Here is a 21543-nt window from a genome sequence, read left to right on the forward strand (position 1 = left end):
AAGATGAAGGCGGTAAACCACAAACCTATGATCCGCTCTAAGGGAACCCTCGCCCTTTAGGGCGGGGAGGAGGTCAGCTCCACGGCCGCGTCCAAAGGAAGCCCCTTTCTGTCTCCCGGCGTTAACATGGAGTGGTTAAAAGTATTTTATTGTGTATGCACGTGCGGCCTAAACGGTATTAAAGTGGGCCAAGCCCTAGCCTTGGCGGGCTAAAGGAAAGGAGGCTAACCCTTATTACATTTGCCCCTTGTCATAAAATTCGGTGCAGCCCATGAATTTGGCCAAGGGGCTGGTCCTGGCCATCGTAGCCCTCATTATAATCTCGGCGGTTCCCTCTCTGCCCGTGGCCTCGTCCCAGGGGCCCGCGACTGTGGCCGTGCTCTACGTGCCCCTCAGGAACCTAAACCTGGCGTTCCTCTACGCCGAGGCCTCGGCCGCGCCCGGTAACCCACTGTACGGACACCTGATGAACTCCACCCTGCTCTCCCAGGTGCTTCCCCCTCCCTCCCAGGTGAGCGGCAACGCCTCCCTGCTGCAGGGCATGGGCTTCAGGGTGCTGGGCGTCCTGGAGGGCTCCATGATACTCTTCGAGGCCCGCCTGGGGCAGCTCGAGGAGGACTTCGGAGGCCAGGCAAGGTACTTCAGCTACATGGGCCGCGAGTACTTCGTCTACTCCTCCTATGTGCCGGGCGTGGGCTACGTCTACGCCTCAAACTTCACCCTCCAGCCCCTTGGCCTGACCTCAGGCCTTCAGGGAGTCGGGCCTGGCGAGCTCAGGGAGGCTTATGGCGTCGGCAACATGACCGGCTCCGGGGTGCCGGTCGGCATAGTAACTTACTACGGCGACCCCCTGCTGGGCGACGAGCTGGAGGCCTTCGATACCGCCTATGGGCTGCCCGGGGCCCCCGTGTCCTACGTGCCCATAGGCCCCTACGACCCCAACCTGGGGCTCTACGCCGGGTGGGCCGCTGAGGCCGAGGCCCTGGCCGAGGCGGTGCACTCCATGGCGCCGGGCTCTCCAATTGTAATATATGCCGCCTGGCAGGGGCTCCCCCTCTCTGCTATGGCTGCGGAGGCTGACCAGCTGAACAGCACGCCGATAGTTCTGATCCCCTTCGGGGCCCCCGAGGGCCTTGTTAACTACCTGGGCTACGGCTTCTACCTCTTCAACTTCTACCTGGCAGACGTCTACTTCGCCCTTGGGGCAGCCGAGGGGATAACCTTCGTAGCGCCCACCGGCGACAACGGGAGCATATACCCCTACGGGCCCCTGGGCTCCCTCTACTACCCGGCCTCGTCCCCGTGGGTGCTCGCGGTTGGGGGCTCTACGTCATTCGTCTCAGGCAACCTGACGGCCCAGTCTTCCTGGTCCGCGGAGGGCGACGTGGGCAGCCAGGCCGGGGTCAGCGCCGTTGAGCCCATGCCGTGGTGGCAGGGCCTGCTGAGGCAGCAGCCTCCCCAGGGCTTCCCCTACGGCAGGGGCTCGCCCGACGTCGTGGCCGACGCCAGCCCGGCCACGGGGCTGAGCGTTATCACCTCCTCCGGCCGGGGCTCCGCCTGGGGCAACGGGCTGGCCGCTGCTGTTGTGGCAGGCGAGCTGGCCGACGTTGAGGGCTACGTGGGCCACGGGCTCGGCCTCATAGCGCCCACGCTGTACCTCATGTACAGGGGGACGCCGTGCAACGCGTCCACTAGGTCGGCCTTTGAGCAGGCCTACCCAGGCTACAGCTTCCCGTGGCTTGCTGGTCGCGGCTACAGCGTGCTCAACGGCCTTGGCGCTGTAAACGCGAGCAGGCTTGCCAGGTGGCTCGCGGGCGAGTCCCTCCTGAGGGCAATAAACTGCACCGTGCCCAGGCTGCTGGTCTCGGCCAGCCTGAGCCCCCAGGGGCCCGAGCTGCTGCCCGGCCAGAGGCTCAGCGTGGTCGCCTCCGTGACCTATTATAATGAGACCGTCTCCTCGGGCTTCGTAAACCTCTACATAGAGACCGCGCAGCAGGGCGTCGTAGAGGTAGTCCCGATGAGCTACTCAGCAGGCCTCTGGAGGGCCTCTGTCACGGTGCCGGCCAACGCCTCAGGGCCTGCAATGATAGCGGTTGAGGCCAGGTACAACGGCACCTGGGGGATCTACGAGTACGAGGCCTTCATCGGCTACTTCGTGGATGACCTCAACCTGAGCCCGGGGCCCCACGTGGGCCCGCTGGGCATGAGTTATGAGGTGGTCGAGCTCAACGGGACCCCAGTCAATGTGCCGACGCTGTTTGAAGTCCTCTACTACTGCTATGAAAACAACACCTACGCGCTCGAGGAGGTGACCTCGGGGACGCCCATTGAAGTTAGGCCGCCAGGCTATTACATTGTTGAGGCCCAGCCGCCGGCCTTCGCAGCCATCCCCCTGGCCTCGGGACCCCTGGTGGCCGTGAGCTACTCGCCTGAGGCCGCCTGGGGGTACTCTCCTTCGCCCGGGAGCTGCCTCTACTTCACAGTGTCCCTGGCGGCCCCGGCCGAGGCCGGGCCTGAGACCTCGGCAATGCTTGAGCACGGGAGCAACGTAACCGTTTACCTGGCGTCCAACAGCAGCGGCCTGGTCTCCACCTTCTACCAGGCCTACGTCTACTACAACACAACCCTTGGGGAGTACTGGGGCTGCGTGAGGCTGCCCAGCTACGTGGGCCAGGGCTACTACGCCGTCATAGTTGAGACCAACTACAGCTCCGCCGAGCTGGGGCCCGTGGAGGGGGTAGCGTATGGCTACGTCTACGTGTCCCCGCCGCTCAGGGCAACCATAACGGCGCCGGCTTACTCAATGATGGGGCAGCCCATCACGGTGTACGCAAACGTGACCTACCCCAACGGGACCCCGGTGAGGCTGGGCTACTTCACGCTCTCAGTGAGGCCTGCCAGCGGGGGCCCGTCGGCGTCACTCCCCATGCAGTTCAACTCCACCCTGGGCCTGTGGGAGGCCACTATAACGCTGCCCTGGAGCAACGGGAGCCTTGAGGGAGTCAGCGCAAGGCAGCCCCAGGCCTGGGACATCGAGGTCTACGGCCAGGGCGTGTACTCGCAGCTGGCCCCATTGGAGACTCAGGTAATCGAGATGCCAGTGTACTACTACTTCAACAGGACCTTGGCGGCCGGCCAGTTCTACCCAACGGACTCCTACTTTGAGGACGTGAACCTGACCTTCAGCGGCGCCCTGTACAACGACGTGTTCGCTGGAACTGACTACATAGTTGACAGCAACGTAACTATCCTCTACTCCAGCTCCTACGGCGACCTGGTGATAGTGGACTCCAACGTGACCCTCGCCTACAGCCGCCTCGGCCGCGTCGTCCTGGTGAACTCAAGCCTCACCCTGCTCTGGTCCAACGTGAGCGGCCTTGCCGAGGGCCCCGGGTCCAGGGTCACCGTGGTGGTCCCGGCCTACGTGAGGGAGGCCGTGGGCTACCTCCAGTCGCTCATGGCCGAGTACCTCTCCCAGGCCATGAACAACCTGAGCCTCGTGAGGGAGGAGCTCCTGGGAGACCTGGGGAGCCTGAGCTACGAGCTCTCGGGCGTCAGGTTCAACGTCAGCCTGCTGCAGGGCCAGCTCTACCAGGCCATGGAGAACCTCACCGCCGCTTGGCAGTACCTGAGGGGGCTGAGGGCCAACGTGACAGCCCTGGGGTACGCAGTTAACGCCTCCCTGGCCTACGCCAAGGCCATGCTGCAGGAGGCCAACTCCGCTGTCAGCCAGGCGGGCTACGTGGTCAGCGAGTTCAGGTCGCTGGCCTCCCAGGTGAGGTCTAACGTCACGGCTGAGGCTGAGCTGGTCAACGCGCTCTGGTCTAACGTGTCGTCGCTGGGCGAGGCCCTGTCAAGGGCTGAGACTAACATAACGTTGCTCAGGCAGAACGTTACGCAGCTCGCTTCATACCAGGGGGTCGAGGCCTCAAGGCTGTCCTCGTGGATAAGCGGGAACTACACGGCCCTGCACTCCCAGCTCACGCAGCTGTCCTCCTCAGTCAGCGCCCAGGGCTCCAGGCTGTCCTCGCAGGCCTCGTCGCTCGCCAGGGCCACGGCAGTTGCCGTGGCCGGGCTCGCACTGGCCATAGCTGCCCTCGCACTGGCCCTACTGCAGTTTATGCCCAGGAGGCCCAGGCGGGCCCCTAAGGCCTAGGGGCTCCCGTAGCCGCCCCCTCCCGGCGTCTCAATGATCACCTCGTCCCCGGGGCCGAGGTCAACAGTTGAGAACGGCACGACCTCCTCAGCCCTGCCCGAGGCCCTCACTATCGTAACCCTGGCCGGCGCGCCCGGCAGGCCTCCCCTGAGCCCCCACGGCCTTGACCTGAACCTGCTCGCTATTATTGAGAGCCTCGCCGGGGCCGTGACCTTGAAGGACCTCACTATTCCGTCTCCTCCCCTGTATTTGCCGGCTCCCCCGCTGCCCTCCCTCACCCTGTAAGACATGAACACCAGCGGGTACGACGCCTCAGCAACCTCTATGGGGGTGTTCATGGTGTTGGTCATGTTGTTGTGAACGGCAGAGACGCCGTCGCCGTTGGGCCTGGCGCCCGAGCCGCCGCCTATTGTCTCGTAGTAGGCCCACGTCCTCCCGGTCCTGGGGTCGACGCCGCCTAACATGACGTTCATCATGGTGCCCGAGGAGGCGGCAGGGACCCTGTCGGGCAGGGCCTCCGCCATGGCCAGGAGTATAACGTCTACTACCCTCTGGCTGACCTCAAGGTTCCCGGCCGCCACCGGGGCCGGGGGCCTGGCGTTCAGCATCGAGCCCTCCGGCGCCTCCACCTCTATGGTAGAGTAGAGCCCCTCGTTGACCGGCACGTCAGCCCTCATGAGGGACCTTATAGCAAAGGAGGAGGCGGCGTAGGTCACCCCGAGGACCGCGTTGACTGGCCTCTGGAGCTGCCCTGGGGCCCTGAGGGAGGCCCTCACCCTTCCCCTTGAGACGCTCACCTCAGCGGCTATGTTGACAACGTCCCCCTCGCCCGGGCCCACCTCAAGCACGTCAGAGGCCCTGTAAGTTCCCTCGGGCCACGACGATATCTCCGAGGACGCCAGCTCCCTGGCGTACTCTATCGACCTGGCCCAGCCCTCCCTGACGGCCTCCCTGCCGTACCTGTCGATGAGCTCCCTGACCCTCGAGGCCCCGACCCTCAGGGCCGCCAGCTGAGCCCTCAGGTCGCCCTCAGAGGCCTCTGGGTACTTCACGTTAGCGAGGTAGAGCCTCAGCAGGTCATCCCTCGGCCTGCCGCCCTCGACGACCTTTACCGGGGGAACTATGATGCCCTCCTCGTATATGGTCCTGGCCTCAGGGTTTATGCTGCCGAACGCCGGCCCTCCAACGTCGACGTGGTGCGCCTTGTTGACCACGTAGCCCTCGAGCCTGCCGCTCACGTAGACAGGCGATATCACGGTTACGTCGTTGAGGTGGGTCCCAGTTATGTAGGGGTCGTTGGAGACCACGACGTCGCCCTCCCTGAGCTCCACGCCCTCGGACTCGAGGGCCCTTAGCAGGTTCCTGACGCCGACCCTGAGGGAGCCCAGGTGGACAGGTATGTGCTCCGCCTGGGCCACTATGTTGCCGTCGCTGTCTACAACCGCGCAGCTGTGGTCTGCCCTCTCCCTTATGTTGGGCGACAGGGCGGACCTCCTCAGGGCTACCCCCATCTCCTCCGCTATGAACACCGTTGCCCTGTGGATTACCTCCCAGCTTACCATGGGTCACCGCCTCAGCTCCAGGACGCCCATGGGGCCGACCTCGAGCGTCCACCCCCTGGGCACAGCCGTGGTGGAGCTGTACTCCTCCACCACCGCTGGCCCCCTGAGCCTGAAGCCCTGGGGGAGCGACTCCCTCCTGTATATGGGGACCTCGTCCCAGCCGCCGCCAATCCATGCCCTCCTCTGGGCCATTGGCCTCGGCTCCCCCTCCCTCGGCGGCCCCCTGAGCCTGGGCTTCGGCCTCAGGATCACAGCGAAGACCCTGGCGGCCACCACCTCCACCGGCCTGTCGAGGGTGAAGCCGTAGGCCGCCTCGTGGGCCCTGTCGAACTCCTCCTTCACGGAGGAGGGCGAGAGGTCCGCCGGGGCCCTTATGGTGAGCTCCCAGCCCTGGCCGCTGTACCTCACGTCAAGGAGCCTGACAAAGTGGTCCACCCTGCCAAGCCTCCTGGCCAGGGAGGCCTCGAGGCTCTCGAAGGCGGCCCCCAGGTCCCTGGGGAACGGGAGCCTGGCCTCGTACTTAGAGTCCGCCACCAGGAGGCCCAGCGCCGAGAAGAGGCCCGGGTCAGGGGGCACGAGGACCCTGCTGACCCCAATCTCCTCCGCGAGCTCCGCCGCCACCTGGGGGCCGGCCCCGCCGAAGGCAATTAATGTCATGCCTGAGGGGTCCAGGCCCCTCTCAACGGTGACCAGCCTCACGGCCCTTGCCATCTCAACTATGGCCAGCTCCAGGGCCTCCTGGGCCACGTCCTCGGGGTCCCCAAGCCTTGAGAGCGCCTGGACCGCGAGCTCAGGCCTGAGCTCCACGGCGCCCCCCGCAAGGGAGGTGCCGAGCCTGCCGAGCACGAGGTTGGCGTCAGTTATGGTGGGCTGCGAGCCTCCCCTCCCATATGACGCCGGCCCCGGGTCGGCCCCCGCGCTCAGCGGGCCAACCCTCAGGGCACCGGCCTCGTCCCTCCATATTATGGTCCCTCCCCCGGCCGAGACCTCGGCCAGGTCAACGAAGGGGAACCTGACCGGGTAGCCCGAGCCCTTGACAACCCTGCCGTGGTGCACCTCCCCGCCGACCTCGTACTCAGAAGTTACCTGGACCTCGCCGTTCACTATGGAGCTCGCCTTGGCCGTGGTGCCTCCCATGTCGAAGCCTATGGCGCTGTCCACCATAAGCTCCCTGGCGAGCCACGAGGCCGCTATGGCACCGGCCGCGGGGCCAGACTCTATCAGCTGCACGGGCCTCAGGGCGGCCTCATCGACGTCCACCAGGCCCCCGGCGCTTGACATGACCGACAGCGACGAGGCGCCCATGGAGCTCAGCGACGACCGCAGCGAGGAGAGGTACCTTGAGACTATGGGCCTCAGTGCCGCGTTGACCACCGCTGTCGAGGTCCTCTCGTACTCCCTGGGCTCCATGGCGACCTCGTGGGAGGCCGTGACGTACTCGAACCTCCTTGACAGGAGGTCCCTGGCCCTGGCCTCGTTGGAGGGGTTGGCGTAGCTGTTGATGAAGCTTATGGCCACCGCCTCGACGCCCATGGACTCCATCCTCGAGGCCACCTCGTCCAGCTCGGCCTCGCTGACCTCCCTGATTACGGTGCCGTCGCTGAGGGTCCTCTCGTCAACCTCAAACCTGAGCTCCCTCGGCACCAGGGGCCTCGGCTTTGTGAAGAAGAGGTCGTAGAGCCTAGGCCTCGCCTGCCTCCCTATCTCTATTACGTCCCTGAAGCCCCTCGTGGTCAGCAGCGCCGTCCTCGGGAGCTCGAGCCCCACCTGGCCGAGGAGGGCGTTGGTCGCTATCGTGGTGGCGTGCAGCACCTCAAAGGCCCCTGAGGGCGAGACCGAGCGGACGCCGCTGATGACCCCCTCCTCGGGCCTCCTGGGGGTAGTCGGCACCTTGGAGAGCCTCATGGAGCCTGAGCTGTCAACGTATATCACGTCCGTGAAGGTGCCTCCCACGTCAACGGCCACGACGCCCAAGGCGCCGCCCACGCCAACAGTCCTTGGGCGGCTATTAACGCTTAGCGAGGGCCGGCTGCACGTTATAGCCAGCTTTTATGGAATCTTTTGCACGCGCATTTTTAGCGCGTAACATGGCTCGGCCTGAGGGAAGGCCTCAGGAGCGCCCTTGGCCGCGCCTCCCCTAACTTCAAGGCGCACTTATGTGCCAAGCCTCAAGGCCTTTAACCCTGCATAGCAGGGCGGCGTGGGGTAACTTGGCCAGGCTGAGGCCCTACAGGCCAGAGGACATCGAAGCCATATTGAAGGTCGAGGAGGAGAGCTTCCCTCCGAGGCAGAGGTACACGCCTGAGACTTTTGAGTACCTCCTCTCCCTCAGGGGCTCCTTCATGATAGTTGCCGAGGAGGACGGCGAGGTCGCGGGCTACGCCCTGGGCTACCTGGAGGGCAGGGGGGTCGGGCACCTGGCCTCGCTGGCCGTGAGGCCGGCCTTCAGGAGGAGGGGGATAGCGTCTGCCCTCCTGGCCGAGGCCGAGGGGGTGCTGAAGGGCGAGGGAGCTGTGGCCGTAAGGCTTGAGGTCAGGGAGACCAACTACCCTGCCATAAACCTCTACCTCAAGTTCGGCTACAGGCCCGCGAGGAGGCTCCCGAGGTACTACGGCGACGAGGACGGCATACTCATGGTCAAGGTACTAGCCTAGGTCGACCTTCATGGTAAGCTTGCCCGCCAGGGAGCCCTCCTCCATCAGCCTGTGGGCCTCGGCCGCCTGCGAGAGGCCCAGCCTCCTGGTTATTATTGGCCTCACGAGGCCCTGGGCGTAGAGCTGGTACGCCCTAGCCATCTCCCACGGGCTCCCCGTGTGGGTGCCGACTATCCTCGCGTGCTTCAGGTAGAACCTGTTCCAGTTTATCTCCTTCACTGGCCCCCCGAGGTAGCCGAAGACAACTATGGTGCCCCCGGTGGCCAGGGCCTCGAGGCTCCTGTCCAGGGTGGTGCCCACGACGTAGTCTATCACCACGTCAGCCCCGTGGCCGTCCGTGAACTCCATGACCCTTGAGACGGCGTCCTCCTCGCCCGTGTTAACTATGAGGTCGGCTCCCGCCTCCCTGAGCACCTTAGCCTTCCCCTCGCTCCTGGTGGTCGCTATCACCCTGGCCCCGAAGGCCTTGGCCACCTGTATAGCCAGCGTGCCCACGCCCCCGGTCGCGCCCCATATGAGCACGTACTGCCCCCTGGAGACGTTGGCCACGCTCACCAGCGACCTGTAGGCTACCAACAGGGAGAGAGGCAGGGCGCCAAGCTCCTCCGGGTCCCCCTCGGCGGGTATCGCAGTCCTGGCCGGAACCTTGACAAGCTCCGCGTACGAGCCGTCCTCCTGGAAGCCGAGCATTGACCAGAGCCTGCACATGTTCTCCCTGCCGGTGAGGCAGTACTCGCAGTGGCCACAGCCGTGAACCGGGGCCACTATCACCTGCTGCCCCTCCCTCAGGAAGTCAACGCCCTCGCCGACCTCCTCAACCGTGCCCGAGACGTCGGAGCCGAGTATGTGGGGCAGCTTCACCTTTATGCCGGGGTAGCCCCTGCGGACCAGCGCGTCTATCCTGTTGAGCGAGGTGTACCTGACCCTGACGACGACCTCGCCGGGGCCCGGCCTCGGGTCGGGGACCTCAGCCTCGTGGAGCACCTCAGGGCCTCCGTGGGAGTCGAAGACCATGGCCTTCAAGCCTGACCCCAGGGTTCCGTGCACACCACTAATAAATGGTTTCTACTGGAAGGACCCAAGCCTTGGGCCACGCCTTTACCTCTACGCTTAAAATCCCTCGGACACCCTGAGGGGCGGGAGAGAGGCCTTGGGCAAGGTAGTTAAGCTTGTGCTCGACACGGAGGACTTCCACCCCCTGCACAAGAACTGGATGAACCTGGCCCAGCAGCTGGCCAAGGAGCTCAACGTAGAGCTGGAGGTCAAGAAGGAGGACTACGTCTACGCCATATCCTACGGCGACAAGGACGACCTTGGCATGGCCTGGCTCCCCCAGCTCTTCGCCCAGCTTGAGAACGGCGAGGTGAAGCTAGTTATGAGCCAGTACCCGTTCGACCCCAAGACTACGAAGCCCAGCGACCCCATGGCCCTGGAGGAGGCCAGGAGGAAGCTGCAGGAGATAATGAAGGACCCGTGACCCTTTAATTTGCAGTCCTCCTATGACCCACAGGGAAATTTATTGTCAGCGAGCCTTGGAAGGACCTCAAGGCTGCTCCTGCTGGCGGTGGAGCTCCTCATAGCCCTGGCGATAATAGTGGTCATGGTCCTCTCGCTCTGGAACCTCCTGGTGGAGGTGGAGACGGCCTCGGCCCAGCTCTCCTCTGGCAACGCGGCCGCGGCCCACGTGACAATACTCAGCATGGTGGACCTCGTAATTATTATGCTCCTGGCGGCCGACCTCATGAGGACCATAGTCATAAGCGTGAGGGAGGGCTACATATCAATAAGGAGCATAGTGGAGGTGGCCATGATAGTTATAGTTAGGGAGATGGTGGCGAGCTCGATAACCCAGCAGCAGATAAACCCGGTGACCATAATGGAGCTGGCCCTTGCCTTCCTTGCCGTTGCCGCCGCCTACGTGATCACCGGCATGTTTAAGGGCGGGGAGGAAGCACACCAAGGGTGCCCGCAAGCCCCCTGACCCTTTCAACTATCTCGCTGACCACCGCCTCAAGCCACCTCTCCCCCCTGTCAGCCGAGGCCTTGGTGGGGTCGCCGAGGACTGCGTAGGGGTAGAGCGCCTGGTCAACCGCCTGGGACTCCACGGCCACCCCCTGGACGTATATCATTAAGTTCCTCATGGACTTCAGGTCCCCCGCCTCCCCCTCGCTGCCGGGGCTCCAGCCGCTTGGGTAGGCCCTGGCGGCCGACATGTCTACGTGGGCCCCGTCTATGTAGAGCATGGCGCTGGTCTCGTCCTCGCCTGCGTGGCCCGGGCTCGTGAACAGCTGCCTAAGCGCCTCCCTGCCTGCGTCCCTCCACCAGTCGAACATCACGAAGGTGGCCCCGCTGCTGTAGGCCGCGTCCTTCATCGCCACCCTTATGGCCGTCGTGTTGCCCCCGTGCCCGTTTATTATCACTATGAGCCTGTAGCCGTTCCTGGCTATCTCCTTCAGGACGCTCCTCACGTATGCAATGAAGGCGTCTGTCTCCACGTTTATAGTCCCCGGGAACCTGGCCAGGGCAGGCGACACGCCGTACCATATGGTTGGGAAGAGGTCGGCGCCCAGGGCATCTGCTACCCTCTGGGCGACCCAGGCGGCCTCTATGGCGTCGGTGCCAAGGGGCAGGTGGTCGCCGTGCCTCTCCACGGAGCCTATGGGTATGACAGCTATGGACCTTGGGGAGGAGTCAAACCTTGAGCCCGGGAGCTCCCAGACCTCGGTCAAGGGCGTTCCTGGTTAATAGCTTCCGGGCCCACGTATTTATAGGTGACAGGGACGCTCAGGCAGCCCCCTAGGATAAAGGTGCTCGAGGCCGCCGGGGCCATAGCGGACGGCAGGGTGCAGATGCTCAGCACGGTGGGCCCCGACGTACTTGAGGCCGTGGTGACCAGCAGCGAGGGCGACAGGAAGTACCACGTCAAGGTGGTTAAGGAGGGGGACCACTTCAGGGCCTACAGCGACGACAACGGCACTAAGCTGAGGGGCTACGTGGGCTACCCCATAATATCGGTCCTCATGCTGGCAGGCATAATAAAGAGGGACCCCGAGGTGGAGCAGGCCCTGAAGGGCATAGACTGGAGGAGGCTGAACGAGACCTACAAGAAGTACGCCGTGGTTGAGGACCTGGTGCTTAAGCAGGCGGAGGCCAGGGTGCCCAGGGAGAGGGTCGAGGCCTACAGGGACTCAGTTATGAAGGCGCTGAGGGGCCTCAGGATAGAGTTTGATGGGAGGCTGGCTAACGCTTAAAAAGACTTGAGCCTTGAGCGCCTGGGGTAGGGGTTGATAGACCCTGGAGTGGCCCTGGCGGCCCTCGGCATAACCCTGCTTGAGCTCTCCGAGGCCGCGGCGGTCGGGGTTGCGGTGTACGCCGAGCTCAGGAACGTGCTAGCGTCATTCGGCGCCATGGTCGCCGGCGAGGCCCTGGTGCTGGTGCCAACCTTCGTTGCAGGAAAGGTCATAGAGGACGTGCCCGTGACCTACTCCGCCTGTTCTCGGCTACCCTCCTGCTGTACTTCGGCCTCAGGCTGGCCAGGAGCACGAGGAGGACCGTGCTAAGGTCCAGGAGGGGGGCCGCGGCCTCGGTGGCCTCGGAGCTCTCGGAGGGCAAGGGGCTTGCCGCCACGGCCTTCAGCGTCGGCGCCACCGAGGCCCTGGAGGCGGCCATAGTTATACTCGCCCTGCTGCCCGAGAGCTACACCTCGGCAGCCCTCGGCTTTGCCGTGGGCGCGGCCCTGGTGGCCGTGCTCGCCTACTTCCTGAAGCAGAACATACTCAGGATAAGGGTCGCCCTGCTCAAGAACTTCGTCTCAGCCATGCTGCTCACCTTCTCAGCCTTCTGGTACGCCGAGGCCTTCTACTCGCCCAGCGACGTCCTGCTCATACCCATATTCGTCGTTGCCTTCCTGGCGGTCTACGCGTACGCCAACAGCTGACGCCCTGAGGGCGAGGCCTTAGCGGGCCGGCTGTAAACGCTTCACATAAAAATCCCTGGAGGCCAAGTGTTAGACAGGCAGCGCGTTTGAAGGCGTCCCCAGAGGACTGCGCCGAGGAGCTTGAAGGCATATACCTCACCTCAAGGGTCTACAGGGCGAGCGTCGAGCTGAGGGAGGCCCCGAGCCCTGAGGTGACGGGCAGCGAGGTCTCCCTGCTTGTCAAGAGCGTCCACGAGCCGAGCATAGATGAGGTGCCCCTGCTCAACGCCCTCCTTGAGTCCTTCGACTTCGCCGAGATCTACGAGTACGAGCGGGTGGCCGAGGTGCCTGAGGGCGACAGGACCGAGCACATGGTGAAGTTCATACTTGACGCGCTCTCGAGGGACAGGGGGCTCATAATAGTGGCCCCGGACCTCATGGGCGTCTCCCTGGCCGGCAGGCTGCCCGAGGAGGTGGCTGACGAGCTTGACAGCGCCGGGGTCGCGGACGTGAGCGTCACGGCTGAGAACACCCTCTACCTGCCCCTGCCGGACGTGGTCGAGGACTCCCCGGTGGAGATAGTGGCCAAGGCAAACAGCAGGAGCAGCTACGAGAGGGTCTCGTGGCTCATGGAGGAGGCCAGGAGGAGGGGGCTGAACGTCAGGGGGCCTGCGTTCATGCCCGACAACAGGTCCGTGATGGAGTACGTCACCTCGACAGGCTCCAGGGGGTACGCCTACAGGGTCCCGGTGACCAAGCTTGCCGCCATGCTTGTGGCCTTCGACAGGTGCTCCGAGCAGGGGCTCGTCGAGGAGGTCAGGAGGGCCGAGACCAGCACGCACACTGTGTACGCCCTGAGGGTGCCCGAGGAGTACTCAAGGAGGCTCCTGGGGGCCCTGAGCGAGCTGCCGAGAATGTACTCGGGGGCCCCGCTGCTAAGGCCCTCCCCAAAACTTCAGCCGCTGCTCGAGAGGGGCCTCAGGGAGTCCATGGCTGAGCTGATGAGGAGGCTCGGCGCGTTTTAGCGCAGCAGCAGGTCCTTGTACTTCTCCACGTACTCTATGCTCGTCTTCAGGTCCGCGAAGAGCTTCGACACCTGCTCCACGTCGGAGGCCTCCACCCTGCTCGAGCCCCTTCTCTCCGCCGCAAGCTTGGCCGGCTGCAGGAGCTGGACGGCGTACCTCAGGCTCCTCTCCGCGCCTATCTTGGTGAGCGCGCTGAGGGCGTCATCGCTCAGCTCGACGTCCTCCTCCTCGGCCCTGACCTTTATGATCTCCCTTATCTCGTCCTCGCTGTAGGGCCTTGTAGTTATTATTAGAAGCCTGTCCAGCAGGTCCCTTGGCATGCCGTGGGGCGACACCTCGTCGGTGCCCCTTATCGTTGTCATTCCCCTGTTGGTGGCCAGCACTATTATCGGCGCGAACTCGCCCTCCATGGCCTTAGTCAGGAAGCTGAAGGCCTCTATGTCGAGCATGTGGGCGTCGTCTATGAACATAATTCCCGGCACAAGCTCGGCCTTGCCCTCGTCCCTCAGCTTCTTCACGAGCTCGTCGGTCCTGGCCCTGACCTCGTCGCTTATCGCTGACTCCTCCCTCAGGAAGCCGAATATCGTGAAGGCCGCCCTCTGGGCCGCTATTGAGGCGTCTATGTCGTGAAGCGTGAGGGTCCTGACTATCTCCCTCCTGGACCTGACCCTGCCGCTCGGCACCTCCACGTTCTCGGTGACGTCTATGTCATAGCTGACCGCGGCCTTCTCCCTGACCCTGCCGAGCCTCCTGACCTCGCCGGTGTTGACGTCTATCATTATCACGTCGCCCTTCCTCACGCCGAGCTCCTGGAGCTGCTGCGCGACCTCCGGGCCCACGGTGAAGGTGCCGGAGTCGTCCTTGGTCTCGAGGGTCACCTTGGCGCCCCCGAGGACTGGGTATGGGTAGAACGGCGAGGTCCTCTTGAGGTACTTGAGGTCAGTGACCACTCCAGTGACGACCTCCCTCTCGTCCCTCATCCTGACGCCCACGGCCCTGCGCATGGCCTGCATCAGGAACTCCGTCTTGTTCTCCGCCGCGAGGACCTCGGAGCCGTTTACCGCCACGAACGGGGTGTCCTCGCCCAGCTCCCTGGCCATGGCTACAGCTATTGCAGTCTTGCCAGTGCCGCTGGGGCCCACGATCAGCACCCCCTTGCCGCCCAGCCTGCCCTGCCTCACCATCTCAACAACGAGGCCCGCAGCCTCCCTGGCCTCTGTCTGACCTATCATGCCGTCGGCTACCCTGAGCGCCTTGCCGTTCTTGTCAAGCCCAAGCCCCCTTATGTGGCTGTGGACTGAGGACCACTTGGGCTGCCTCACGGGCGTTATCTGTATCTCGGACATGTCGCACACCGTCTCCATGGTTGTCCAAGGGGCCTTTAAGCTTTAGTAAGGAAGCTGACGTTCTTCCAGTAAGTGAGGGCTTCAGCGGAGGGCGACGTAGGCGCCGAGCACCATTATTCCAAGGCCGAGGGCCTGGAGCGGGCCCGGGGGCTCCCCCATGGCTGCCTGGACCCCAGCGGCGGCAGCGGGCACCAGGTAGCTCAGCAGCGTCGCCCTGGAGACGCTCATCCTCTCGAGCAGCCTGCTCCACGAGAGGAACTGCAGGGCCCCTCCCATGGTTGAGGCCCAGGCTAGGCTAACCAGGAGCGTCAGGTTAAGCCTGACCGGGGAGTGGTCGACGGCCACGAAGGGGAGCATCATGGCAGTCCCTAGCAGGAACATGGAGAGGTTGACTGAGTTCATGTCTACGTCCGCGCCCAGCTTAGCTATTTTCCTGTAGAGCACCGTGTAGCCAGCCCAGAGGACGGTGTTAAACAGGGTCAGGCCGACGCCGAGCGCCGTGTTCCTGCCCCTTACGGACTCCACGGCGTAAAGGGTCACCCCAACGGCGCCTATGGCCATGCCGGCCGCCCCCCACCTGTCAAGGCGCTCACCAAGCACGAAGAAGCTCATTATTATCGCCACGAACGGCATGAAGTAGCTCAGGCTCGCCGACGTCGCGGGGAGGACCAGCATGAGGCCCCAGGCCCAGACCACGGAGCTCGCGGCCGCCAGGGCGGCCAGGAGGACCACGTACCTGTTAAGCGTCAGCGACCTGGTCAGCGCCAGCAGCACGACGGCTGAAAGGACGAACCTCAGCACCGTGTACTCGAGCGGCTGGGCGTAGGCCAGGCCCGCCTTGACGAAGAAGTAGAGCAGGGCTGAGCCTACTACGTAGAGCCCCAGCCAGCCCGCCGACGCCCTGTCCAAGCCTTACCCTAACAGGGCTAGGCCTCCTCACGCATTTAAAGTGGTCGCTTTACAGTTAAGCCGTGGGCGACGTGAGGAAGGCCTTCCTGGGCTTCATGGTGGAGGCGGCCCGGGCCTTAATAGCGGGGTGCAGGGAGAGGGGGCTGAGGTGCAGGGACCCGCCGCTGGCCACGTCGCGGCTCCTCTCCAGGATTGGGCTTAACCAGTACCAGGAGAGGGCCTTCTGGAGCGACGCCCAGGAGGCCTCGGGCCGCGAGTACATAATCTACAGGTACCGAAGAGCCTCCTTCTCGCTGGGCCTGAGCGTCGTTGAGTCCGAGCTGCTCCACATAGACGGCTGGCTGCCCGCCGACTACTTCGACTGCAGGCTCCTGGGCGACGCCTGCTCCAAGTCACCCAGGGGCAAGGCACTCTACGCCTACGTGTCAAGCTCGGTGGCCGGCAACAGCCTGAGGATAAACGCTGTCAACCTCCTGAGGATCCTTGACATGACTGTCCCTGGCCTTGTCGACGAGCTCCTTGACGGAGTGAGCGACGCAGTATGGGGCAGGGGGCACGAGAGGCTGGTGAACGCCGTCCTGAAGGCCGCAGGGCTGGAAAGCATAAGGATAGTCCTCCCGGCGGCGCCCAAGGACAGGAAGGACCTCCTCAGCCTCTCGCCTCTCCTGGCGAGGCTGCTTAAGGGCTAAGCCTCTTCCTCCTCCTCTTCCTCCTCTTCCTTGTCCTTCCGCCTCGGCGGAGGAGGCGGCTGCGCCTGCCTTGATGACGACGAGAGCCTCTCGAGCCTGAGGCGGAGCACCCTCTCCGCCTGCTCCATTATGCCCAGCAGGTCGCCGGCCTCGCCTATGTCCCCCTTGTCCATCAGCTCCCTGAGCTTAAGGCTTGCGAAGTACTCCAGTCGCTTTATCGTCTCGTCAATCTCCACCTCTCGAGCCTCCTCGTCGCTGCTCACTATGTATACCTTGCCGTGGAGCGGGCAGACGACGTCGCCGCTCTTGAGCCTGAAGAGGGGGAGGCCGCATATGGGGCACGTCTGCTCCAGCATGACCCCGCCCTGCGCCATGAGCTGCGTCATTATCTTGATTACCTTGGGGTCCTTCCTGGCGTCGTACTTGTTTCCCTCCTCACCCATCCCCTTTCCCCAGCGACAGTGTCCCCTGAAGTTAAAACGCTAAGCATACTTACGAACAAAGCTAATCTGCCCGGGGAGCCGAGCTGAGGGGAGGCGGTGGCCCTGCCAGGCCGCAGGATGGAGCTGCCCAGGAGGTCATCCAACCTGGGCGTCAGGTGGAGGTACGCAGTGTTGGCCGGGCTGGCGCTGGTGCTCATAGGGGTCCTGCTGTTCGTCTACGTTATTGTGCTCTGAGCAGTGCCTTTTTGGCCTCCCCCTAAGCCCTATTGGCGGTGGTCCCTTGACAACAGTGATAGCCACCCTGGCTGGGGAGCTCGGCATAAAGGGGAGGCCCACCAGGGTTCACATGGTCAACGAGCTCATAAGGAACGCCTCGGCCACGGTAAGGCTCAGGTCGTGGAGGGCCTACGGGGGCACCCTGGTGCTCGAGGTAGACGGGGACGCGTCGCCCCTCTCGAGGGTCTTCGGCATAGCCCACTACTCCGTGGCGGCCCCGGTCAAGTACGAGGACCTCGGGGACCTGGTCAGGAAGGCCTCGGCCCTCGTTATGGAGGACGTCAGGGGCAGGAGGTTTGCCGTGAGGGCCAGGAGGACAGGCGCCGAGGACAGGTTCACCAGCATGGACGTTAACAGGGAGCTGGGGGCGGCCCTCCTGCAGGCCTCCGCGGGGGTTGACCTTGAGAGCCCCGAGGTGACGGTGTACGTTGACATTGTCGAGAGGGGCCTGGCGTACGTGCACGCGGGCCTAGCCGAAGGCGCCAGAGGGCTGCCGGTCGGCGTCGCTGGCAAGACAGTGGCCCTGGTCTCGGGCGGCATAGACTCCCCGGTGGCGACGTGGATGATCATGAAGAGGGGGGTCGTGCCCCTGGTGCTGAACCTGTCCATAGGAGGGGAGGAGCACAGGAGGGCCGTGCTCGAGGAGGTCAGGGCGCTGAGGGCCTGGTCGGGGCGCCACGACATAAAGGTGTTCTTCGTGGACGGCGTCCCTGTCATGAAGGGGCTCGCCGACGTCAGGAGGGAGCTGAGGGTTGTAACCCTCAAGAGGGTCCTCTACAGGCTGGCAGAGGCGCTGGCCGTCCGCGAGGGGGCGCACTCAATAACCACGGGCGAGTCCCTCTCCCAGGTCTCTTCACAGACCATGTGGAACCTGGAGGCTGAGGAGCACGGCATAGGGCTCCCGGTGCTGAGGCCCCTCATAGCCATGGACAAGGACGAGATAGTAGAGGTCGCCAGGAGGATAGGCACCTACAGCGTATCAGCCAAGGTGCCGGAGTACTGCGCCATAGCCCAGGCCTCGACCACGAGGGCCAGGGTCGAGGACGTCCTCAAGGCGGAGCAGGCTATGAACCTAGACTACAAGGAGCTCATAAAGGGCGCCGAGGTGGTGAAGGTCAGCCCTGAGGGCCAGGGTACTTAGAGGCCTCCCTCTCATACGCCCTGACCACGTCGTCAAGCGTCACTATGCCCATGAACTTGCCGTTGTCCTCGACTATCGCGTACCTGGAGTTAGTCCTTGACATCACGCTTATGACCTCCTCAAGGCTTGAGTCCGGCCTCACGTGCCCTGGCTCGGGCCTCATGTACTTCATAGCTGGCTCCTCGGGCCTCCCCTGCCTCAGCTCTACCGCGTTAACTATGCCGAGCACCCTGCCCAGCGGGTCCACCATGGGCAGCGACAGGAGGCCCGCTGACGCGATCACCTGCAGGGCCTCGGAGACACTGGCGTCCTGCCTCACGTAGAGCTGCCTCGGGGGCACCTCGGTTACCTTGACCCTCCTCAGCACGGGTATTGCGTACTCGCCCGCGTGGGCCGGCGACTTGGCCCTGCTCTCGACCTGCTCCCTCAGCAGCGTCGGCCCCCTGAAGACCATCATTGCCACGGCCAGGGCTATCATCTCGCCCGGCAGCAGCGCCAGGCTGCCCGACATCTCGACGGTCATGAGCATCGAGCTCACCGGGGCGTAGCTGGCGGCCCCGAAGGTCGACAGCATGCCAACTTCAATGAACGGGCCGACCTCCCTGAAGAGGCTGGGCGAGGCGAAGTGAAGGGCCTCCCCGAACGCCAGGCCCGTGAAGGCGCCTATGTCAAGCCCTGGGGCGAAGACCCCTCCCTTGGCCCCGCTCCCGAGGGTGAGCGACGTGGCGAGGACCTTTGAGAGGGGCAGGAGCAGCAGGGCAATGGCAAGGGGCAGCAGGGTCACCACCTGGCCCCCTCCCATGAGCGACCTGACCCAGCTGAGCCCCTCGCCCATGTCCTCAGGGAACAGCACGACCAGGAGGCCGACCATGGCGCCTCCCAGGGCCGCCCTGACGAAGTGGTTCGACAGGGACCTGAACAGCCTTGAGAAGTAGTTGAGCGACCTGACGTAAAGCATTGCCATGCCCCCCGTTATGAGGCCCAGGACGGCGAAGAGGGGGAGGTAGAGCGGGTTGAAGGGGCAACTGCACAGCCCAAGTATTGGGGAGAAGCCCGTGGCGGAGCCGTATATTACGTACGCTATGCTTGACGCTATGAGCGAGGGGTATATGACCTCGGGCTCCATGTCCCTCCTGTAGAGAAGCTCTGCGGAGAGTATGGCGCCTGCGAAGGGGGACTTGAAGGCGGCCCCTATGCCCGCCCCGAGGCCTATGGCCACGGCCCTCCTCCTGTCCTCGGCGCTCATGTTCATTATCCTGGAGAGCCACTGCGATATTACGGCCCCGGCGTGCGACGCGGGCCCCTCCCTCCCGGCGCTGCCCCCGAGGCCTATGGTTATCGCCGACGAGATGATGGCCGCCGGGGCCTCCTCAAGCCTCATCCTGGCGTTCCTGTGGTATGCCCTCACCGCGGGGTCGCTGCCCACCTCGGGCGTCCTCATGGCCAGCGCGACGAAGAGCGAGAGCGGGAAGGCGGCGGCCAGCACCAGGGGCATCAGGAGGAGCCGCGGGAGGGAGGCGTAGTACTGGGCGAGGGTCATGCCCCTCTTGTTGACGTGAAGCAGGTCAAGCAGGACTAACTTGCCGAGGGCGTAGGCCTCGAGGTAGTAGAGGGTCAGTATAGCCAGGCCTACCGAGACCCCTATAACTATGCCGGCTATGAACCACCTCTCGTAGTAGGGCAGCTCTGATAACCTCAACGTCGGCCCCGAGGTAGACCTTGGAACGGGGGTATAAAAGTGAGGCCGAAGGGGCCGAGGCCAAGGGTAACGATAAAATCTTGGAGGGCACGGGGGCCCCGGAGACCAGCATGCCCAGGGCTCTCAGCTCCAGGCTGTCCTACCTGGCCGCGTCCCCAATGAAGATAATAGACTCGCTCCTGGGCCCCGCCGGGGCTGACGTCATAAGGCTCCACGCGGGGGAGCCGAGCCTGCCCCCTCCCCTTGAGCTCGTGGACTCACTAATTGACGACCTGAGGAGGCCGGAGAGCTACGCCTACGCGCCCACCAGGGGCCTGCCGGAGCTGAGGGAGGCCGTCGCCGAGGAGCTGAAGCGCGACGGCACTAAAGTGAGCTTCGACGAGGTCGCCATAACCCCCAGCGGGACAGCGGCCATATTCTCAGCCATGTCCGTGCTCCTGGACCCCGGGGACGAGGTCATACTGATTGACCCGACGTTCATGATATACAGGCCCGTCATAGAGTACCTGGGCGGCAGGGTGAGGTGGGTCAGGGCCAGCCCCGAGAGGGGCTTCCAGCCCGACCCAGACGCGGTGGCCGCGGCCATCAGCGACAGGACTAAGGCGATAGTCCTCGTTGACCCGGACAACCCCACTGGCAGGCTCCTTGACCCAGGCATAGGCAAGGCGATGGCGGAGCTGGCCCAGGACAAAGGGGTCTACCTGGTTGTTGACGAGGCCTACAGGAGGATAGTCTACGAGGGCTCCTACAGGAGCGTCCAGCCGCACGCGCCTGACAGCGTGATAGGCCTGGGCACCTTCTCCAAGGACCCCGGCGTCCCCGGCCTGAGGTTGGGCTACATCTACGGCCCCAGGGACTTTATAGATGCGTACGCCTCCTTCAGCGGGCACGCCTTCTTCGGGGCGTCGAACATGTCGCAGCTCTACGTCCTGCGCTACCTGAGGTGGGAGGGGAGGGAGAAGTTCATAGAGTCCGTGGTTGCCGAGTACAGGAGAAGGAGGGACGCGGCAGTAAAGGCTATGAGGAGGTACGCGCCCTCGGCCAGGTTCACGGAGCCCCAGGCCTCAATGTACCTCTACGCCGACCTCTCGCCGCTGGTCAACGACGCGGAGTCCTTCGCCTCAAGGCTGGCCTCGAGGCACAGGGTCACAGTGATGCCCGGGACCGCCTTCGGGCCGGCCGACAGGACATTCATAAGGGTCACCTTCGTCAGCCAGCCGCCGGAGAGGCTCGAGGAGGGCATAAGGAGGATTGGGGAGGCCCTAGGGGAGGCGGGGCAGTAGGAATTTATCTATCTTTAGGATACTTAAGGCAATAGGGTGCCCCTGACGATTAGGATTAACCTTCCAAGGCAGGAGGTGAACACCTTCTACTCGTTCCCCGACTTCGCGCCGCCCGAGGAGCACTGCAGGGGGCTGGCCTGCTACGCCGCCAGGTCCCTCAACCCCGAGGCCTGGAGGAGGGCGGTCGCCCAGCGGCCGCCGACCTACTGCCTGGGCAAGTGCTACGCGGGGCCCTCGAGCACGCTGACGGGCGGCGCGCCTCACGTGGAGGTCAGGTCGAGGAGGGCGGTGGTGCTCAGGCACATAGTCGACGGGCCGGTCAGGTCGCTGCGGCACTATCTTCAGCTCGGGGGCATGAGGGGCCTGGAGAGGGCCCTCTCCATGCCCCAGGCCGAGGTGGTTGAGGAGGTCAAGAGGTCCCAGCTGAGGGGCAGGGGAGGCGCC

At 64.3% G+C, this 21543-nt stretch carries 20 protein-coding genes and 1 pseudogene; 13 read left to right on the top strand and 8 right to left on the bottom strand.

Annotated elements, in window-relative coordinates:
• Positions 1–271 precede the first annotated feature (271 nt).
• Positions 272–4156 (top strand): hypothetical protein, encoded by a 3885-nt coding sequence (locus ACP5H1_RS06400; RefSeq protein WP_427973129.1) that lies wholly within the window; start codon positions 272–274, stop codon positions 4154–4156.
• Here the strand turns inward: ACP5H1_RS06400 and ACP5H1_RS06405 are convergent.
• Positions 4153–5718, bottom strand: a complete 1566-nt coding sequence (locus ACP5H1_RS06405) for a hydantoinase B/oxoprolinase family protein (RefSeq protein WP_427973131.1) — start codon at positions 5716–5718, stop codon at positions 4153–4155. The two genes, ACP5H1_RS06400 and ACP5H1_RS06405, sit on opposite strands and share 4 nt — an antisense overlap.
• Positions 5719–5721: 3 nt before the next feature.
• Positions 5722–7704, bottom strand: coding sequence for a hydantoinase/oxoprolinase family protein (locus ACP5H1_RS06410; RefSeq protein ID WP_427973133.1), 1983 nt, complete (start codon positions 7702–7704; stop codon positions 5722–5724).
• A gap of 224 nt (positions 7705–7928) precedes the next feature.
• On the opposite strand from ACP5H1_RS06410, the gene ACP5H1_RS06415 reads away from it, so the two are divergent.
• Positions 7929–8372, top strand: coding sequence for a GNAT family N-acetyltransferase (locus tag ACP5H1_RS06415; protein WP_427973135.1), 444 nt, complete (start codon positions 7929–7931; stop codon positions 8370–8372).
• On the opposite strand, the gene ACP5H1_RS06420 is transcribed toward ACP5H1_RS06415, so the two are convergent.
• Positions 8364–9386, bottom strand: a complete 1023-nt coding sequence (locus ACP5H1_RS06420) for a zinc-binding dehydrogenase (RefSeq protein ID WP_427973166.1) — start codon at positions 9384–9386, stop codon at positions 8364–8366. The genes ACP5H1_RS06415 and ACP5H1_RS06420 overlap by 9 nt on opposite strands.
• Positions 9387–9522: 136 nt before the next feature.
• Between ACP5H1_RS06420 and ACP5H1_RS06425 the strand changes: the two genes are divergently transcribed.
• Together ACP5H1_RS06425 and ACP5H1_RS06430 are read left to right on the top strand one after the other, a co-directional pair.
• Positions 9523–9849: a hypothetical protein gene (locus ACP5H1_RS06425; protein WP_427973138.1), complete on the top strand. Its 327-nt coding sequence runs from the start codon at positions 9523–9525 to the stop codon at positions 9847–9849.
• 42 nt (positions 9850–9891) lie between these two features.
• Positions 9892–10353, top strand: coding sequence for a phosphate-starvation-inducible PsiE family protein (locus ACP5H1_RS06430; RefSeq protein ID WP_427973141.1), 462 nt, complete (start codon positions 9892–9894; stop codon positions 10351–10353).
• Here ACP5H1_RS06430 and ACP5H1_RS06435 read toward each other — a convergent pair.
• The gene (locus ACP5H1_RS06435) at positions 10307–11101 is read right to left on the bottom strand and encodes a creatininase family protein (protein WP_427973144.1); all 795 of its coding nucleotides are present in this window, start codon (positions 11099–11101) and stop codon (positions 10307–10309) included. The genes ACP5H1_RS06430 and ACP5H1_RS06435 overlap by 47 nt on opposite strands.
• Before the next feature lie 42 nt (positions 11102–11143).
• On the opposite strand from ACP5H1_RS06435, the gene ACP5H1_RS06440 reads away from it, so the two are divergent.
• From ACP5H1_RS06440 to ACP5H1_RS06455, 4 genes are all read left to right on the top strand, one after another.
• Positions 11144–11623 carry a hypothetical protein gene (locus ACP5H1_RS06440; RefSeq protein ID WP_427973146.1) on the top strand — a complete coding sequence of 160 codons (480 nt, stop codon included), beginning with the start codon at positions 11144–11146 and terminating at the stop codon, positions 11621–11623.
• Positions 11624–11656: 33 nt separating this feature from the next.
• A complete protein-coding gene (locus ACP5H1_RS06445) occupies positions 11657–11932 on the top strand; it encodes a hypothetical protein (protein ID WP_427973149.1) in 276 nt (91 codons plus the stop codon).
• The gene (locus ACP5H1_RS06450; RefSeq protein ID WP_427973168.1) at positions 11902–12309 is read left to right on the top strand and encodes a hypothetical protein; all 408 of its coding nucleotides are present in this window, start codon (positions 11902–11904) and stop codon (positions 12307–12309) included. Before ACP5H1_RS06445 ends, ACP5H1_RS06450 begins: the two co-directional genes overlap by 31 nt.
• A gap of 86 nt (positions 12310–12395) precedes the next feature.
• The gene (locus tag ACP5H1_RS06455; RefSeq protein WP_427973152.1) at positions 12396–13313 is read left to right on the top strand and encodes a hypothetical protein; all 918 of its coding nucleotides are present in this window, start codon (positions 12396–12398) and stop codon (positions 13311–13313) included.
• On the opposite strand, the gene ACP5H1_RS06460 is transcribed toward ACP5H1_RS06455, so the two are convergent.
• Together ACP5H1_RS06460 and ACP5H1_RS06465 are read right to left on the bottom strand one after the other, a co-directional pair.
• Positions 13310–14659, bottom strand: a complete 1350-nt coding sequence (locus tag ACP5H1_RS06460; protein WP_427973170.1) for a RuvB-like helicase — start codon at positions 14657–14659, stop codon at positions 13310–13312. The two genes, ACP5H1_RS06455 and ACP5H1_RS06460, sit on opposite strands and share 4 nt — an antisense overlap.
• A gap of 81 nt (positions 14660–14740) precedes the next feature.
• On the bottom strand, positions 14741–15568 hold the full coding sequence (locus tag ACP5H1_RS06465; protein ID WP_427973154.1) for a DMT family transporter: 828 nt from the start codon (positions 15566–15568) through the stop codon (positions 14741–14743).
• Positions 15569–15630: 62 nt separating this feature from the next.
• On the opposite strand from ACP5H1_RS06465, the gene ACP5H1_RS06470 reads away from it, so the two are divergent.
• Positions 15631–16257, top strand: coding sequence for a hypothetical protein (locus ACP5H1_RS06470; protein ID WP_427973157.1), 627 nt, complete (start codon positions 15631–15633; stop codon positions 16255–16257).
• Here the strand turns inward: ACP5H1_RS06470 and ACP5H1_RS06475 are convergent.
• Positions 16254–16643 (bottom strand): Sjogren's syndrome/scleroderma autoantigen 1 family protein, encoded by a 390-nt coding sequence (locus tag ACP5H1_RS06475; protein WP_427973173.1) that lies wholly within the window; start codon positions 16641–16643, stop codon positions 16254–16256. The genes ACP5H1_RS06470 and ACP5H1_RS06475 overlap by 4 nt on opposite strands.
• A 153-nt stretch (positions 16644–16796) precedes the next feature.
• Here ACP5H1_RS06475 and ACP5H1_RS06480 point away from each other — a divergent pair, with 153 nt between their 5' ends.
• Both ACP5H1_RS06480 and ACP5H1_RS06485 read left to right on the top strand, forming a co-directional pair.
• Positions 16797–16934 carry a hypothetical protein gene (locus ACP5H1_RS06480; RefSeq protein ID WP_427973160.1) on the top strand — a complete coding sequence of 46 codons (138 nt, stop codon included), beginning with the start codon at positions 16797–16799 and terminating at the stop codon, positions 16932–16934.
• Positions 16935–16989: 55 nt separating this feature from the next.
• Positions 16990–18117, top strand: a complete 1128-nt coding sequence (locus ACP5H1_RS06485) for a tRNA sulfurtransferase (protein ID WP_427973176.1) — start codon at positions 16990–16992, stop codon at positions 18115–18117.
• On the opposite strand, the gene ACP5H1_RS06490 is transcribed toward ACP5H1_RS06485, so the two are convergent.
• Entirely contained in the window at positions 18092–19816 is a 1725-nt protein-coding gene (locus tag ACP5H1_RS06490) for a chloride channel protein (protein WP_427973161.1), read from the bottom strand. The genes ACP5H1_RS06485 and ACP5H1_RS06490 overlap by 26 nt on opposite strands.
• Before the next feature lie 20 nt (positions 19817–19836).
• Between ACP5H1_RS06490 and ACP5H1_RS06495 the strand changes: the two genes are divergently transcribed.
• Positions 19837–21099 carry a pyridoxal phosphate-dependent aminotransferase gene (locus tag ACP5H1_RS06495; protein ID WP_427973164.1) on the top strand — a complete coding sequence of 421 codons (1263 nt, stop codon included), beginning with the start codon at positions 19837–19839 and terminating at the stop codon, positions 21097–21099.
• A 36-nt stretch (positions 21100–21135) separates the two neighbouring features.
• A pseudogene (locus tag ACP5H1_RS06500) lies at positions 21136–21543 on the top strand (NADH-quinone oxidoreductase subunit D); the annotation flags it as partial.

Origin of the sequence: Acidilobus sp., assembly GCF_049973875.1 — an archaeon.
In the GTDB taxonomy this organism is placed as follows: Archaea; Thermoproteota; Thermoprotei_A; order Sulfolobales; family Acidilobaceae; genus Acidilobus.